The sequence below is a fragment of the Helicobacter sp. MIT 21-1697 genome, from assembly GCF_026241255.1.
Classification (GTDB): domain Bacteria; phylum Campylobacterota; class Campylobacteria; order Campylobacterales; family Helicobacteraceae; genus Helicobacter_C.
This window is the reverse complement of sequence record NZ_JAPHNC010000001.1, coordinates 303,115-317,999: the sequence shown is the minus strand read 5'-3', so window position 1 is coordinate 317,999 and position 14,885 is coordinate 303,115. Positions and strand designations below refer to the sequence as shown.

Genomic DNA, 14,885 nt, shown 5'->3' with positions numbered 1-14,885 from the left:
TTGTTTATTCATACATTTCCCAAAATGGCACTTCATAGCTTACCACACCCATTTTAATGCCTTTAATTTTCTTATGGGCGATTGCCTTATTTCTTTGATAAGTGAGCGGGATATACACACCACTCTCTTGCAATAGGGCTATTACTTCACTCAAGGTGGTATAAAATATTTGAGAGCGAGGATTAAGAGCAATGAGTTCTCTAATGAGCTTATCAATATAAGGTTTTTGACTTAAACCTGCTTGTGCTGCAAAATCAATATGACTAGGAATGAGCATAGAATACAGCATACTCAAAGGCTCATAGGGCGCACCCCAAGTCTCACTAAAAGCCATATCAAATGCGCCCTTAACCAAGCGATTACGATAAATGGTGGGCTCACTTGCACTTAAACGCGCTTTGATACCAATGGTTTTAAACTCACTTTGTAAAATTTCTGCCATCATCTTATGGGCTGGATTATCTCCACTAAAAAGTATCTCTACACCTCTATGGCGCAATAAGACAGCTTGAGAATCTTGTAAGAGTAATGCGATAGCCCCTTTAGCCTCTTTTGGTTTATAGGGAAGTATTTTTGGGGCATTATGTGAGCCAAGTGAATGAACAAAAGTAGGTGCAAAAATCATATCTGCCCTCTCTTGTAATCCCCCATAGACTGCTTGAGTAATTTTTGCTTTATCAATGCCAAGCGCAATAATTTTGCGCAAACTCTGCGAAGACTTCTCATTGCTCAAAGCAAGAATGGGCGAAGCAGAATTAATGACAAGGCTCGTGCTATAAATAGAAGGGCTAAGGTAAGTATTAAAATGTTTATCATTTTGCATATTTTTAAATATTTCTAATGGAATCTGGTCATATCCATAAATCATATCTATTTGTTTTGATTTAAGTGCCGCAAGCTTAGCATTAGGGTCAAAAATTACCTTTAAAATAACCTCATCATAATAAATTCCATTATAAGCCTCTTTATCCCAATAATGTGGATTCTTAAGTAATGTATCGCTCACGCCAAGTTTAGAATCACTTAACATATAAGCCCCTGTGCCAATAGGCTTTGGATTGTGCTTAATCAAATCTAAGTCCTTAGGCATTGCACTCGGAGCTAAGAATCTAAAAGGACGTGCTACAGAGAGCTCATTAAGCGTTGGACTATATGGGTGCTTGAGGAGGAGACGCACTTTGTATTCACTCACTTTTTGTATGTCTTTAATTGCCATAGCCAAGCCACTCCACGAATGCCTTGCTCTATTTTTAAGGATAGATTGAAAATTGAGCACCACTGCATCAGCATTAAATGTTTCACCATTTGAAAACTTCACTCCCTCACGCAATGTAAATTCATAACTTAAACCATCTTGGCTTATATGCCACGAAAGTGCCAAGCTTGGTATAATTTTCCCTTGCTTATCTACACGCACCAAACCCTCATAAATAGCATTTTGCGCAAACATTGCATTACCTTGATAACCTTGTGGATTCAGTGCGCCTATATTTTCAGACACTGCCATAATCAATGTATTTTTTCCCCACAATACACCTATACAAATAAAAACTATTACTATGACACGCATATTTTCTCCTCGTTCAATACCCTTAATCTTTTCAAATATAACTTCAAAATATCTAAAATATTATAGTATATCATATTTATTACATAAAAAAATTAATTAAGTAATATTTAATTAGCCTATATGCTACAATAATATTAAAATATGAAAGGATAAATGATGTTTAAAATCCTATGTAACCTTGCATTTTGTATGGGTTTTGCTTATTCAATGCAATCTTACACTCTCAATAAATCAATTATTACAGGCAATACGCTTGCAACTGATGTGGAAAAAATCCCGAGCAATGTAAGTGTGGTAGATAACAAACACATTCAATATATACCAAATACTAAAATCACTGATACAATTAAAAAGCTTTCTGGTGTGCGTGTAGATAATGATGTAGGATTTAATCCGCGTCCAAAAGTGAAAATTCGTGGCATTAATTATGGCACTCTCCTTATGCTTGATGGCGTGATTCTAAGTGATTTAGAGGGAGAGAATAGAATCTTAAATCAAATTTCCCTCTATGATGTAGAACGCGTAGAGGTAGCTCGTGGAGCGCTTTCTAGCCTCTATGGTGCTGGAGCAATTGGTGGCGTAGTTCATTTCATCACTGCTATGCCTACACAATTCCAATCTCAATTTCTACTTAGCTATGGCAATGAATTGTATAAAGACACCGCCGAAAAAAATCTCATTCGTGCATTTGCAAGTGTGGGTGATGTATTTATAGATAAAAGATTGAGAGTAAAGCTTAGCGCAGGACTTACACATAGCGATGGATATTCTAGTTTCCCTACTCTACTTCCAAGCTCTGAAACAGCACCAAATAATATCAATATACCCACCGATAAAGCAGGAAATCATATTCTTGGTGATGGTGGCAGACGAGACTACGCTATTTATGACATTCGTTTGAGGGCAGAATATGATATAAGTGATTCTGATATGCTCTCAAGTATGATAAGCTTTTCTAATCACAACTACACCTTTGGACATTTTAAAAGCTCTGTCAAAGATAGCGCTGGACAAGACATTCATCTTATCAATGGCAAAGATTATTTTGTGGGCTCTGGACTTGGTGGTATGGGGACATATTCACATTTATTAGGGAATCTCACCTATCAACACGATTTTTTAGAATCTTATTTTAAAATTGCTTTTTCAACATTAAATCTTTTTAGCCTCTGGCAAGATGCAAAACAAGGAGAAGGCGATAGATATGGTGGTGCAGGGACAACACAAGATATAGATTCTACAAGTAATTATCTTGATATGTTCTATCGTGTCAATTTAAACTCTATTCATTCTTTAAACACCGCAATGCAATTTCGTTATTACACATTTACACAACTTAATGCCAATATGACAAACTGGAAAGACTACAAAAGCCGCACTGATGTCTATCGTAGCTATGGCGGGAAAGCCTTTGTCGCTTCTGCTTATATGAGCGTAGATTCAGAGTGGTTGCCTCATCTCTCTAGCACTCTTGGAATGCGTTATGATTATTGGAAAAACTTTGATGGATACCTCTTAGATAATAATAATCCTGCAACAAATCGCAACAATCAAGGAGCAATATCCTCTGTGTTTAGTCCTAAAGCCTCCATTAATTATGCTCCAAACTTTTTGCAAAATATCATACTTAAAAGCTCCATTGGTTCTGGCTTTAGAATGCCAACTATGCGTGATATGTATCAATTCACACATTCTAATACATATTGGAAGATTAATCCCGATTTGAAACAAGAGAGTGCATTGAGCTTTGATATTGGCGTAGAATACCAACATAAAGGATTTGAGGGAAAATTCTATTATTATGATACAGAGCTATGGGATATGATATATCGCTCTGGCACAGGCAAGGAAAATAATCCTTATCAAAATGTCAATGCTGGGCGCGGACGCATTCATGGCGTAGAAATAAGCGCACAAGTGCCTATTCTTAGTGATTTGTATATAGAAAGCAATTATACCCTCACCCTTGCTACGATTATCAAAAATAATGCAAAAAAAGATACAGAGGGCAAACAACTCGCAGCAACACCAAAACATATGGTAAATATCGCACTTAATTATCTTCCACAATATGGATTATATGCTTCAATGTGGGCATATTATGCGCCCGCATTTTATGCTGATGATCTTAATACTCCCGCTTTAAGCGACACCTATGGTAATTACGAATCTCAATTTACGCTCAATGCCAAGTGTGGCTATAATTTTAAAAATGGTATTGATATATCTGCAAGTTTTGCTAATATTACCAACAATCGCTATTATGATTTTTACCAAGTAGCTGGAGCAAGTTATTCGTTACAACTACGATACAAATTATAATTTAAAGAAGTGTTTTTAAGCGACTTAAGGATATAATCTGCTTTTACACTTATACTACAAATTATAATGGAGATTCTCAATATGCAAAAGCCACGAATAGTTCTTAAAATTGGCTCTTCAAATCTCTGCAATGGCAAAATCATTGATAAAATGCAAATTAAAGCACTTGCACACATTATCAGTGAGCTTAAAGTGCGTTATGATGTCATTCTTGTTAGCTCTGGGGCTGTAGCAAGCGGACATACTACACTCCATATAGAGAGAAACTCTTTGCAAAACAAACAAGCTCTTGCAAGTATTGGACAGCCTTTATTAATGGAATCTTATCGTGAGGCATTGAAAGATTATGGTATTCCTACTGCACAATTGCTTCTTGTGTGGCGTGATTTTGATTCTCGCCGAAATACAGCTTTTGCAAAAGATACGATTGATACCCTTTTAGCACATAATGTGCTACCTATCATTAATGAAAATGATACTATCGCCACAGATGAAATGGTTTTTGGCGACAATGATAGGCTTGGCGCGTATGTAACATATTATTTTGGTGCAAAACTCCTTATTATTTTAAGCGATATTGATGGCTATTTTGACAAAAACCCTCATCAATACGATGATGCACAAATCCTCCCTATCGTGCATTCTATCCCTGCAAGCGCATTAGAGCAAACTCATAGCCCACACGGAGATTTTGCCACAGGAGGGATTGTTACAAAACTCATCGCGGCAGACTTTTTACTTCAACGCAAATGTATGATGTTTTTAAGCCACGGACGCAAACTTGATGTATTAAGAGACTTTCTTTTGCATAAGAAACAAAGTTCAGGCACACTTTTTTGTCCCGCAGATTCTCAAGATATAAAGACATTTATATGACACTCATTTTGGCTGGAACGCCTGCATTTGCATCGGCAATATTTGCACCTATAATAGAAAGCAATATATTTAAGATTCTCGCCCTTATCTGTCAGCCTGATAAGCCATTTGGGCGCAAAGGTGAGCTTAAAGCTCCTCATACTAAAGAAAGTTTCGCCCATTTGGGTATAGAAATTTTACAACCTAACAAGATTGATGAAGCATTTACTGCCCATATTCAAGCATTAAAACCTGATATGATACTCGTGGTAGCTTATGGAAAAATATTGCCTAGAGCATTTTTAGACATTGCACCCTGTATTAATATTCACGCCTCAATTTTACCTTTATGGCGCGGTGCAAGTCCGATTCAACAAATGATACTTACTCAACCTCTCTATTTTGGGGTAAGTGCTATCAAAATGAATGAAGAACTTGATAAAGGAGCAATTTTAGGACTACATTATGTGCCAAATACACGACAAAATATCACTCAACTCTCTGCTCAACTAAGCTATGCAGGGTCAAAACTCGCATTATATGTTCTCACACATTTACAAGAGATTGAGCCATTAGAGCAAATCAATGCAGATACAAGCTATTGCACTAAAATTAAAAAATCTGATGGCTATGTAGATTTAAGCTGCGCTACAAATGTGTATTATAAATATTTAGCATATTGTGAGTGGCCCCATATTTTTATCAAAAGCACAAAAGGTTACATACTGAAACTCTTTGATGTTACCCTTATAGAATCTACTCATTCACACAAAATGGGAGAGATTCTAAACATTGACACTCAAGGTATTGTTATAGGCTGCAAGCAAGGAAGCGTATGCATTGGTGCATTACAGCAAGAGGGAAAAGAAAGGCTCACTGCTGCAATTTATTTGCGCGGCAAACGACTGAATGTGGGTGATATATTATGCTAAACTCACAAGAGAGTCCCAATAACTCAAATGCATCACAAGGCTTTTTTACAACTTCTTTTATTGCGCTCCTTAAAGAACATATATACCATTTTGATACATTACCCTCTACCCAAACTTATGCGATTGAAAAAATTAAATCAAAAACGCTTAAAGCACCTTTTTGTATCCACGCTACACAACAAACACAAGGCATAGGAAGCCGAGGCAATCAATGGGAAAGTGTGCCACGAGGACTTATGTTTTCATTTGCCCTGCCGCTAGCGAGTTTGCCTCAAGATTTAAAGATAGAATCAAGCTCCATATTTTTTGGTGTAATTTTGCAACAATTTCTTCTCTCACTTGGTGCAAATGTGTGGCTTAAATACCCTAACGATTTATATAGAGATACACACAAAATTGGCGGTATCCTCACACAAAAAATACGCAATAGCCTTGTATGTGGTATGGGCATAAATCTTTATGATTCTTCTAATGTTCCAAAGAGCCAACACTACGCCACTTTAGAAAAATCAATCAGCGCCAATATAGAACACTTGGGCTTTTTAAGCGATTTTTTTCAAAGCTTTGAAAAATTTATATCGTGGAAGCAGATTTTTAGTATTTATAAGTTAGAATTTCACAAAAATAACTCTTATTTTTTTCATTTTCAGGATAAACGCATTTATCTGAAAGATACAATGCTCAACGAAGATGGTTCTTTGAGCATTGATGGACATAAAATTTATAGCTTACGTTAAAGGGGAGAAAATGAGTGAAATTATAACCATAGCAAACCAAAAAGGTGGTGTAGGCAAAACAACTACCACTGTGAATTTGGCAGCCTTTTTGGCTTCAGCAAATAAAAGTGTGTTAATCATTGATTATGACCCACAAGCGAATGCAACAACAAGTTTTGGTATCCGCCGCAATAAAATAGAATCTGATATGTATCACGTGCTTACAGGCTCAAAAAAACTTTCTCAAATCATACTCAAAACTGACATTCCAAATCTTGATATTGCACCTTCAAATATTGGTTTAGCAGGTATTGAAAAAGAATTTTATAATAAAAATAATATGAAAGGGCGAGAGCTCCTTTTAAGTAAAAAAATTGAAGAAATAAAAAATCAATATGATTTTATTGTCATTGATTCTCCACCCGCACTTGGCTCGCTTACCGTGAATGCTTTGGCTGCTGCAGATTCTGTGATTGTGCCAATTCAATGTGAATTTTTTGCACTTGAGGGCTTAGCCCAACTGCTCAATACGATTAAACTTCTTAAAGATACGATTAATCCGAGATTAAGCATTAAAGGATTTTTGCCCACTATGTATTCAGGGCAACACAATCTTTCAAGACAAGTATTTGAAGAGCTTGCACAACATTTTAGCAGAGAGCTTTTCAAAGACAAAGATGAATTTATCATAGTCCCGCGTAGTGTCAAGCTTGCCGAATCTCCAAGTTTTGGCAAACCCATTATGCTTTATGATACTCGCTCTAATGGAAGTATAGCTTATGAGAATCTTGCTCGTGTCATTTTGCAAGGAGCGTAAAAGTAATGGCTAAAAAAAAATTGGCAATGGGTAGGGGACTTGGAGCAATACTCTCTGAAACCGCAGAAGCATATGAACAGAATCTTAGCGATAATTCTTCACTTGTATTAGAGCTTGATGTTGATATTATCAAACCCAATCCTTACCAACCAAGAAAAACTTTTAATCCACAAGCACTTCAAGAACTTTCAGAATCTATTAAAGAACACGGGTTGCTCCAACCTGTAATTGTATATGATAATGGCGATGGAGACTATGTGCTTATCGCTGGGGAACGTAGGCTGCGCGCTTCTAAACTCGCAGGATTGAGCAATATTAAAGCGATTGTAGCAGAAATTGATTTCAAATATATGCGCGAATTAGCTATTATTGAGAATATTCAACGAGAAGATTTAGGGGCGATTGAGCTTGCTCTTTCTTACCAAGAGTTACTTGAAGAATATGATATGACTCACGAAGAGCTTTCTAAACGTATCAATAAATCACGCACACAAATTACCAATACTTTGCGTTTATTGCAATTAAGTGATGAAGTTAAGGATTTGCTGAATGAAAACAAAATCAGTCAAGGACACGCAAAAATGCTTGTTACACTTGGTGAAAAAGAACAAAAACTTGTAGCAGATTCAATTATCGGGCAAAAATTAAATGTGCGTGATACTGAAACATTAATTAAGAAAATTAAAGACAAAAAAGAAACACTTTCCAAAAAAAATATTTTAAAACATACTCAAATCCTTGACAAAGAGCTTTTGTATGCGCTTCAGAACATATTTAAAGATATGGGTATCCAAAGTCATATCAATACATCTAAGATAAGCATTATCTTTCAAAGTGATGCGGAAATTACCACCTTAATAAAAAAAATGTCAAAATAATGTTTGCTTTAAGGTTTAATATATTTTAACTTGTTAAAATATTTACAATTTTATCTTGAATTAAAGGAGATTAGATGAGTATCACTCTTAACCCTTATCTTATGTTGCTTGTTTTTATAACTTTTATAGCCTTAATCTACCTCCTTAACCAGTGGCTTTTTAAACCTATTCTTACTTTTATGAATAATCGCGATAATTCCATAGAACGTGATTTATTAAGCACCCAAACTTATAAAAGTGATACTCAACATCTTGAGGAAGAAATTGCTCAAATACTTTCTCTTGCTAGAAAAGAAGCAGCGCAGATTCTAGAATCTGCAACAAAAGAAGCAAAAACTGCATACGAACACAAAATGAATGCAAAAAAAGCCGAAAATGAAAGCAAACTTACACAATACAAACAGGAACTACAAGAACAAAAATCGCAGCTTTATGCAGAATTGCTTGAGCAGCTTCCTTTGTTTCAAACAATACTCAATACAAAACTTAAACAAATTTAGGAGGGGATAATGAAAAAAATAGTTTTTTTTGCAATATGCGTGAGTTTTCCTTCTTTAATTTTTGCATCGGCAAACATTGAAGAAAGCGACTTTATTCAGCGCGTTATTAATTTTGTGATATTTGTTGCGATTTTATGGTATTTTGCATTTGATTCTATCAAAGGTATTTTTGTAAAAAGAAGAAATGCTATTTCAGCTCGTTTGCAAGAAGTACAAGAAAATCTCCACAAAGCAAAACGAGAAAAAGAAGCTACTCAAAAGCGCTTAGAAGAAAGCAAAGAGAAAGCTAAAAGTATTGTTAATGCTGCTAAACAAGAAGCGTATTTAGTAGAACAAAAATATAATGACCAAATTAAAAAAGATATAGAAACTCTCAAATATATGCTTGAATCAAATATTGAGTTTGAGCGTAGAAAAGTTACTCACGAAGCTGTTGATGAGCTCTTAAACAAATTGATACAAAGTGGTGATATTCAACTTAATAAAGAAGATTATGTTAATATCATTACAAAAAGGATTTCATAATGCTCCATATCATCTCAAAAAAATATACTCAAGCTCTTGTGGATTCTGTTAGTGATTTAGATGAAGTTTTGAATATCCTCAAAGGATTCTCTGCTGTGCTTAAAAATAAAAAGAATGCTGATATTATTGCTTCACCATTTTTAAGCAAAACACAAAAAGAACAATTCTTACTAGAATCTGTAGGTAAGGTTGATACAAAACTCCAAAATTTTTTCCGCCTCTTAGCACAATCTGATAGAATATTACTTATTCCATACATCAGTGATGAGCTTGAAAAACGTTTGCTTGCACGCAAAAAAGAATATGCAGCAACACTTACTACTAGAGAAGACTTAGACACCAAAACATTGGAGAAAATTCAAGATTCTCTAGCTAAAAAACTTGGTGTCAAACTTAGCATTAAGCAAAAGCTGAACGAGGTAGATGGTATTAAGTTAAGCGTTGAGGACTTGGGTATTGAAGTGTCTTTTTCCAAAGAACGCTTTAGCAATGATTTAAAACATCATATACTCAAAGCACTTTAATTTTAACACAAGGAGAGAAAAGTGACAACAAAAATCAAATCAGAAGAAATCAGCTCAATCATCAAAGAGAGAATTGAGAATTTTAATATCAACATTGATATTAGCGAAACAGGTAAGGTTATCGCCTATGCTGATGGTGTGGCAAAAGTATATGGGCTTAATAATGTGATGTATTATGAGATGGTAGAATTTGATACGGGTGATACAGGCATTGCCTTTAACCTTGAAGAAAGTAGTGTAGGTGTGGTTGTGCTTGGTTCTGGACGCACAATCAAAGAAGGAACTTCTGTCAAACGTCTCAAAAAACTAATGAAAGTGCCGGTAGGAGATGCCGTAGTTGGACGTGTTATTAATACACTAGGTGAGCCTATTGACGGAAAAGGAACAATTGAAGCAACTGAATATCGCTTTGTTGAAGAAAAGGCTCCGGGCATTATGGCACGCAAATCTGTTCATCAACCTCTTCAAACAGGTCTTAAGGCTATTGATGCGCTTGTGCCAATCGGACGAGGACAAAGAGAGCTTATCATAGGCGATAGGCAGACAGGTAAAACAACAGTTGCCATAGATACAATTATCAACCAAAAGGGACAAGATGTCATTTGTATCTATGTCGCTGTGGGGCAAAAAGAATCAACCGTTGCTCAAGTTGTGCGCAAACTTGAGGAACACGGGGCTATGGACTATACCGTTGTAGTGAATGCTCCTGCTTCTTTTTCTGCAGCAATGCAATTTCTTGCTCCATATACAGGTGTTACAATTGGAGAATATTTTAGAGACAATGCACGACACGCCCTTATCATCTATGATGACTTAAGTAAGCACGCTGTGGCATATCGTGAAATGTCTCTTATTTTAAGAAGACCTCCCGGACGTGAAGCATTCCCCGGCGATGTATTTTATCTCCATTCTCGCCTCCTTGAAAGGGCAGCAAAACTCAATGATGAGCTTGGTGCAGGTTCTTTAACAGCACTCCCTATTATTGAAACACAAGCGGGAGATGTGGCAGCTTATATTCCAACAAATGTTATTTCAATTACTGATGGACAAATATTCCTTGAAACAGATTTATTCAACTCCGGTATTCGCCCTGCTATTAATGTAGGATTATCTGTTTCACGCGTAGGAGGAGCTGCCCAAATTAAGGCTACGAAGCAAGTAGCTGGAACATTGCGCCTTGATTTGGCTCAATATAGAGAACTTCAAGCATTTTCTCAATTCGCATCTGACCTTGATGAATCAAGCCGCAAACAACTTGAACGAGGACAAAGAATGGTAGAAATCCTCAAACAACCTCCTTATTCTCCTCTTTCAATTGAAAAGCAGGTAATCATTATTTATGCTGGTGCAAACGGATACCTTGATGATATCCAAGCTAGTAGGGTTACAAAATTTGAAGCCGAGCTTTATCCATTCCTTGAAGCAAAATATCCCAAAATTTTTGAAGATATTAGCGCAAAAAAGGCACTTGATAAAGAAACTGAAGCTGAGCTTAGTAAGGCTCTTGAAGAATTTAAAATTAACTTTGGAGCGTAATGAGGAGCTATTATGGGAGGCAACCTTAAAGATATTAAAAGAAAAATCAGCAGTGTTAAAAACACACAAAAAACAACTAAGGCTATGAAACTTGTCTCTAGCTCTAAGTTAAAAAAAGCCGAAGAGCTTGCAAGACGCTCAAAAGTGTATGCCAAGCAACTAAGCGCAGTATTTCACGATGTGGTAGCAAAGATTCGCGTACGAGGACTTGATAATATTAATAGTCGCTATTTTGCCAACTCTGAAGGTCGTGAAATTAAAAAACTTGATATTATATTTATTACTGCTGATAAAGGTTTGTGTGGTGGATTTAATATCACAACCATCAAAGAAGTGCTGCGACTTATGGAGACATATAAGCAGCAAGGTATTAAAGTGCGATTAAGAGGTATTGGCAAAACAGGAATTTCATTTTTTGCGTTCAACGATATTGAAGTGCTAGATAAAGCTATAGGCTTAAGTGCTACACCAACTTTTGAAAGAGCCGAAGCATTTATAGAAAATGTAGTTGAGGATTTTCTTAATGGTGCGACTGATCAGGTAATAATTGTGCATAATGGGTTCAAGAATATGATTTCTCAAGAATTAGAATCACAAGCTATTCTACCTCTTACAATCAATATCAAACAAGATGAACAATTTTCTATCCTCAATATTGAGCCAGAAGATGAAGAAAATACCATACTAGATGAGCTTGCAAAAAAGTATGTGCAATACAATATGTATTACGCTCTCGTTGATTCTCTAGCTGCCGAACACAGCGCGAGAATCCAAGCTATGGACGCAGCAACTAATAATGCCGGAGATTTGGTCAAAAGCCTCACAATCTCTCTTAATAAAGCTCGGCAAGAAGCAATCACGACAGAACTCGTTGAGATTAATGCTGGTGCTGAAGCCATAAAATAAATTTTGCAAAGGAGAATAAATGGAAGGTAAAATTACACAGGTAATGGGTCCAGTGGTAGATGTTGAGTTCAGCTCCTATTTACCAATGATTAATGAGGCTATTGATGTAGATTTTGACGTAGAGGGACGAAAAAATAATCTCGTTCTAGAAGTTGCAGCACATCTTGGAGACAATCGTGTAAGAACAATTGCTATGGATATGACAGAAGGGCTTATACGCGGACAGGGAGTTAAGGCACGCGGCAAACCCATTGAAGTGCCTGTGGGGGAAGCTGTCTTAGGAAGAATATTCAATGTTACTGGTGATGTTATTGATGGAGGCAAACCTCTTGATAGCGACCTTAAGTGGGCTATTCACAGAGAAGCCCCAAGCTTTGAGAATCAAAGCACAAGAACAGAAATGTTTGAAACAGGCATTAAAGTCGTTGATCTTCTTGCTCCTTATTCTAAGGGTGGAAAAGTTGGATTGTTTGGTGGTGCAGGCGTAGGTAAAACAGTTGTTATTATGGAGCTTATCCACAATGTTGCCTATAAACACAGTGGTTATTCTGTTTTTGCAGGTGTGGGTGAGCGCACAAGGGAAGGAAACGACTTGTATCACGAAATGAAAGAAGGCGGTGTTTTAGATAAAGTTGCCCTTTGCTATGGTCAAATGAATGAACCACCGGGAGCAAGGAATCGCATTGCTTTTACAGGTTTGACAATGGCAGAATACTTCCGCGATGAAAAAGGACTTGATGTGCTTATGTTTATTGATAATATTTTTAGATATGCACAATCTGGTTCTGAAATGTCAGCACTTCTTGGACGCATTCCTTCGGCAGTTGGTTATCAGCCTACACTTGCAGGTGAAATGGGCAAACTTCAAGAACGTATCACCTCAACCAAAAAAGGTTCAATTACTTCGGTTCAAGCTGTATATGTGCCAGCAGATGACTTAACTGACCCAGCTCCTGCATCTGTATTTGCACATCTTGATGCGACAACAGTGCTTGATAGAAAAATTGCCGAAAAAGGAATCTACCCTGCAGTAGATCCTCTTGGTTCAACATCAAGAATCCTTGACCCTCAAATTGTCGGCGAAGAACACCATAAAATTGCAACAGGTGTGCAACAAGTGCTACAAAAATACAAAGACTTGCAAGACATCATTGCTATTTTGGGTATGGATGAACTTTCAGAAGAAGACAAACAAGTGGTTGCTCGAGCAAGAAAGATTGAAAGATTCTTATCCCAACCTTTCTTTGTTGCAGAAATTTTTACAGGTAGCCCCGGCAAGTATGTAACACTTGAAGAAACACTTGAAGGATTTAAAGGTATTTTAGAAGGCAGATATGATGATATTCCTGAAAATGCTTTCTATTTGGTGGGCAATATTCAAGAAGCACTAGAAAAAGCTCAAAAGCTTAAAAATGCGTAGGTGATAATATGGAAAGTCTCACACTCAGTATTGTAACTCCTTATGGGAGTATCTATAATGGCACGGTCAAACACGTCATTATGCCCGGTAGCGAAGGAGAGTTTGGTGTTTTTCCGGGACATTGTAATCTTCTCTCACTTCTTAAGGTTGGTGTTATTGAATTTGAAAGCTTAGAAGGTGATAAAGGACTTATAGCAATTAATTGGGGACACGCCCAAATATCAAATGCTGATGTAAAAATTATTGCTGATGGTGCAGTCGCTATTGCAGGTAATACGGAATCCGAAATTGCTTTAGCCATTGATGATGCCAAAACCCTTCTTAAAGAAGCTTCAGACGATGATGCCTTATTTGGTATGGTAGTTTCTCGTGTTGAAAGTGGTTATAAAAAATTCATAGAATAGAAAATGCAGCATTATGAGTGTTTTTAAAACTTTTTTTGAAGAAAGCACAATAACAACTATTCTTGTGCTTTGCTGGCTTTCTGTATATTTTCTTGTTACATTTTGGATTTATATCTATAAAAATTTTACACTTGGCGATTGGTTAGCATCAGAAAAATACCATCTTGATATGCTCTTAGCCAAAAGTATTCTTGTTCCAAAAAATACTTTTATCAATGCTTTGCTTGAAAAAAGTGGAGGACATATCTCAAAAGAAATATGTCAAGTATGGAAACTTAAAGCAACTCAAAAAGCTACCTCATCTCTTGTATTTTTAAGCATTATAGCTTCTACTGCACCTTTTATAGGGCTTTTTGGAACGGTAGTTGAAATTTTAGAAGCTTTTAGTTATCTTGGTGGTGGCAATGTATCTTTTGATGTAATAGCACCTGTTATATCAAAAGCTCTTGTAGCGACTGCAACAGGCATTCTTGTAGCAATTCCTGCCTATTCATTTCATTTACTTCTTAAACGCAAGTCATACCATATTATTACCTGTATTCAAATGCAAATTGATATTATGCTTTCAAGCAAATAGGATTCTAATGGAAGAGTTTGATTGGGAAGAAAAGCCTGAACTTAATATCACACCACTTGTAGATATTATGTTGGTGCTTTTGGCAATCCTTATGGTCAGCACACCTACAATCACTTATCAAGAAGATATTACACTCCCCAAAGGCTCTAAAACAAAAAAAATTGCTAAAGATACTATGCTTGAAATACGTGTGAGTGCTCACAGAAAAATCTATATACGCGATAAAGTATATGAATTTAAAAATTTTGCGGATAGCTTCGTGCTTTTTAGTAAAAACTTTGATAAAGATATACATATTTTTATCCGAGCGGATAAAAATCTTAAATATGAAGATATTATTTATATTCTTAAAGTTGCCAAAGAATCCGGTTTTCTTAAAGTATCTCTTGTTACTAGTAGCTAA

At 36.2% G+C, this 14,885-nt stretch carries 16 protein-coding genes; 15 read left to right on the top strand and 1 reads right to left on the bottom strand.

The features are described from left to right. Positions 1 to 4: 4 nt before the first annotated feature. Positions 5 to 1,570 carry a nickel ABC transporter substrate-binding protein gene (locus tag OQH61_RS01600; protein WP_266025488.1) on the bottom strand — a complete coding sequence of 522 codons (1,566 nt, stop codon included), beginning with the start codon at positions 1,568 to 1,570 and terminating at the stop codon, positions 5 to 7. Positions 1,571 to 1,726: 156 nt separating this feature from the next. On the opposite strand from OQH61_RS01600, the gene OQH61_RS01595 reads away from it, so the two are divergent. From OQH61_RS01595 to OQH61_RS01525, 15 genes are all read left to right on the top strand, one after another. Beyond that, the gene (locus OQH61_RS01595; protein WP_266025487.1) at positions 1,727 to 3,892 is read left to right on the top strand and encodes a TonB-dependent receptor; all 2,166 of its coding nucleotides are present in this window, start codon (positions 1,727 to 1,729) and stop codon (positions 3,890 to 3,892) included. A gap of 81 nt (positions 3,893 to 3,973) precedes the next feature. Continuing rightward, the gene (proB, locus tag OQH61_RS01590) at positions 3,974 to 4,768 is read left to right on the top strand and encodes a glutamate 5-kinase (RefSeq protein ID WP_266025486.1); all 795 of its coding nucleotides are present in this window, start codon (positions 3,974 to 3,976) and stop codon (positions 4,766 to 4,768) included. Beyond that, on the top strand, positions 4,765 to 5,679 hold the full coding sequence (locus OQH61_RS01585; RefSeq protein WP_266025485.1) for a methionyl-tRNA formyltransferase: 915 nt from the start codon (positions 4,765 to 4,767) through the stop codon (positions 5,677 to 5,679). Before proB ends, OQH61_RS01585 begins: the two co-directional genes overlap by 4 nt. Next, positions 5,673 to 6,416 (top strand): biotin--[acetyl-CoA-carboxylase] ligase, encoded by a 744-nt coding sequence (locus OQH61_RS01580; protein WP_266025483.1) that lies wholly within the window; start codon positions 5,673 to 5,675, stop codon positions 6,414 to 6,416. The genes OQH61_RS01585 and OQH61_RS01580 overlap by 7 nt, the downstream gene beginning before the upstream one ends. Positions 6,417 to 6,426: 10 nt before the next feature. Then, positions 6,427 to 7,212 carry a ParA family protein gene (locus OQH61_RS01575; RefSeq protein WP_266025482.1) on the top strand — a complete coding sequence of 262 codons (786 nt, stop codon included), beginning with the start codon at positions 6,427 to 6,429 and terminating at the stop codon, positions 7,210 to 7,212. A 5-nt stretch (positions 7,213 to 7,217) separates the two neighbouring features. After that, on the top strand, positions 7,218 to 8,090 hold the full coding sequence (locus OQH61_RS01570) for a ParB/RepB/Spo0J family partition protein (RefSeq protein WP_266025481.1): 873 nt from the start codon (positions 7,218 to 7,220) through the stop codon (positions 8,088 to 8,090). A gap of 74 nt (positions 8,091 to 8,164) precedes the next feature. After that, the gene (locus OQH61_RS01565) at positions 8,165 to 8,590 is read left to right on the top strand and encodes a FoF1 ATP synthase subunit B' (RefSeq protein WP_266025480.1); all 426 of its coding nucleotides are present in this window, start codon (positions 8,165 to 8,167) and stop codon (positions 8,588 to 8,590) included. A gap of 9 nt (positions 8,591 to 8,599) precedes the next feature. Beyond that, complete coding sequence (locus OQH61_RS01560; RefSeq protein ID WP_266025479.1) at positions 8,600 to 9,115, top strand: F0F1 ATP synthase subunit B; 516 nt, start codon at positions 8,600 to 8,602, stop codon at positions 9,113 to 9,115. Then, positions 9,115 to 9,639, top strand: a complete 525-nt coding sequence (locus OQH61_RS01555) for a F0F1 ATP synthase subunit delta (protein ID WP_266025478.1) — start codon at positions 9,115 to 9,117, stop codon at positions 9,637 to 9,639. Before OQH61_RS01560 ends, OQH61_RS01555 begins: the two co-directional genes overlap by 1 nt. A 21-nt stretch (positions 9,640 to 9,660) precedes the next feature. Then, the gene (gene atpA / locus OQH61_RS01550) at positions 9,661 to 11,175 is read left to right on the top strand and encodes a F0F1 ATP synthase subunit alpha (protein ID WP_266025477.1); all 1,515 of its coding nucleotides are present in this window, start codon (positions 9,661 to 9,663) and stop codon (positions 11,173 to 11,175) included. Between the two features lie 12 nt (positions 11,176 to 11,187). Continuing rightward, positions 11,188 to 12,081: an ATP synthase F1 subunit gamma gene (gene atpG, locus OQH61_RS01545; RefSeq protein ID WP_266025475.1), complete on the top strand. Its 894-nt coding sequence runs from the start codon at positions 11,188 to 11,190 to the stop codon at positions 12,079 to 12,081. 19 nt (positions 12,082 to 12,100) lie between these two features. Then, complete coding sequence (gene atpD / locus OQH61_RS01540; RefSeq protein ID WP_266025474.1) at positions 12,101 to 13,501, top strand: F0F1 ATP synthase subunit beta; 1,401 nt, start codon at positions 12,101 to 12,103, stop codon at positions 13,499 to 13,501. A gap of 8 nt (positions 13,502 to 13,509) precedes the next feature. Next, positions 13,510 to 13,905, top strand: a complete 396-nt coding sequence (atpC, locus tag OQH61_RS01535) for an ATP synthase F1 subunit epsilon (RefSeq protein WP_266025473.1) — start codon at positions 13,510 to 13,512, stop codon at positions 13,903 to 13,905. A 13-nt stretch (positions 13,906 to 13,918) separates the two neighbouring features. Further along, entirely contained in the window at positions 13,919 to 14,482 is a 564-nt protein-coding gene (locus OQH61_RS01530) for a MotA/TolQ/ExbB proton channel family protein (protein WP_266025472.1), read from the top strand. Between the two features lie 7 nt (positions 14,483 to 14,489). Continuing rightward, positions 14,490 to 14,885 carry an ExbD/TolR family protein gene (locus OQH61_RS01525; protein ID WP_266025471.1) on the top strand — a complete coding sequence of 132 codons (396 nt, stop codon included), beginning with the start codon at positions 14,490 to 14,492 and terminating at the stop codon, positions 14,883 to 14,885.

Excerpts from the sequence above, each read along its gene's own strand:
- OQH61_RS01600 (WP_266025488.1), bottom strand. The coding sequence starts at position 1,570 with ATGCGTGTCATAGTAATAGTTTTTATTTGTATAGGTGTATTGTGGGGA.
- OQH61_RS01595 (WP_266025487.1), top strand. The coding sequence starts at position 1,727 with ATGTTTAAAATCCTATGTAACCTTGCATTTTGTATGGGTTTTGCTTAT.
- OQH61_RS01585 (WP_266025485.1), top strand. The coding sequence starts at position 4,765 with ATGACACTCATTTTGGCTGGAACGCCTGCATTTGCATCGGCAATATTT.
- OQH61_RS01565 (WP_266025480.1), top strand. The coding sequence starts at position 8,165 with ATGAGTATCACTCTTAACCCTTATCTTATGTTGCTTGTTTTTATAACT.
- atpD (WP_266025474.1), top strand. The coding sequence starts at position 12,101 with ATGGAAGGTAAAATTACACAGGTAATGGGTCCAGTGGTAGATGTTGAG.
- OQH61_RS01570 (WP_266025481.1), top strand. The coding sequence starts at position 7,218 with ATGGCTAAAAAAAAATTGGCAATGGGTAGGGGACTTGGAGCAATACTC.
- OQH61_RS01530 (WP_266025472.1), top strand. The coding sequence starts at position 13,919 with ATGAGTGTTTTTAAAACTTTTTTTGAAGAAAGCACAATAACAACTATT.
- proB (WP_266025486.1), top strand. The coding sequence starts at position 3,974 with ATGCAAAAGCCACGAATAGTTCTTAAAATTGGCTCTTCAAATCTCTGC.
- OQH61_RS01560 (WP_266025479.1), top strand. The coding sequence starts at position 8,600 with ATGAAAAAAATAGTTTTTTTTGCAATATGCGTGAGTTTTCCTTCTTTA.
- OQH61_RS01525 (WP_266025471.1), top strand. The coding sequence starts at position 14,490 with ATGGAAGAGTTTGATTGGGAAGAAAAGCCTGAACTTAATATCACACCA.
- OQH61_RS01580 (WP_266025483.1), top strand. The coding sequence starts at position 5,673 with ATGCTAAACTCACAAGAGAGTCCCAATAACTCAAATGCATCACAAGGC.
- OQH61_RS01555 (WP_266025478.1), top strand. The coding sequence starts at position 9,115 with ATGCTCCATATCATCTCAAAAAAATATACTCAAGCTCTTGTGGATTCT.
- atpG (WP_266025475.1), top strand. The coding sequence starts at position 11,188 with ATGGGAGGCAACCTTAAAGATATTAAAAGAAAAATCAGCAGTGTTAAA.
- atpC (WP_266025473.1), top strand. The coding sequence starts at position 13,510 with ATGGAAAGTCTCACACTCAGTATTGTAACTCCTTATGGGAGTATCTAT.
- OQH61_RS01575 (WP_266025482.1), top strand. The coding sequence starts at position 6,427 with ATGAGTGAAATTATAACCATAGCAAACCAAAAAGGTGGTGTAGGCAAA.